This window comes from Qingrenia yutianensis (assembly GCF_014385105.1).
Classification (GTDB): domain Bacteria; phylum Bacillota; class Clostridia; order UMGS1810; family UMGS1810; genus Qingrenia; species Qingrenia yutianensis.
Map to the genome: position 1 here is coordinate 1 of NZ_JACRTE010000108.1, position 570 is coordinate 570.

A 570-nucleotide genomic window follows, 5' to 3' on the forward strand; every position below is an offset into this window, starting at 1 on the left:
CTGTGAGAGACTCAACAGAAACCTTCCGATAGAAGGTGTAAACTATTATGATATCCGCCACGATGATGAATGCAGGGGTGATATGGCACAGCTTAAAGACAGAGTTATGGTTAATCATTGGGGAACTGTTATCAGCAAAGAAAGGTTTGAGCCGAGAGAAGTAGGAGACAAAATATCCACAACGGCAGAGGGCATTGATATGGACGAGAGTGATTATAATTACCTCGGCGAAACGCTTTCCGTCAGTGAATATCTTGAAAAATATGACGAACTCGTCAGAGAATACTGTGAGCCGAAAGAGGAAAATAATTTGGAAATGGGGATGTGATTTCTTTGAAAATTGAAAAAATCAGCATAGGTTTTGACGCAGAAAAATTAAAAGCCGTCAAGTTTTTTATGCCGTATCAAAGCACAGTATCTGTTCCATTTCGGAATCGAGAAATGCGTTCAGCCTTGAAAGTGCGGTTGACAGAACCGACTGCATTGCCTGTTCTGATGTGTTAAGCGCCGCTCCTGCAAACCATTTTGCCTTATGTGTATCCGGCAGCTTTGCCATCAGCACCTGAAACT

The 570-nt window shown here is 42.3% G+C and carries 1 protein-coding gene; it reads left to right on the forward strand.

Annotation, left to right across the window (positions count from 1 at the left end; all coding sequences use genetic code 11):
* Window positions 1–328: LPD28 domain-containing protein (locus H8706_RS12330; RefSeq protein ID WP_316637267.1), on the forward strand; the 328-nt coding region annotated here is incomplete at its 5' end.
* Between the last annotated feature and the right edge of the window lie 242 nt (window positions 329–570).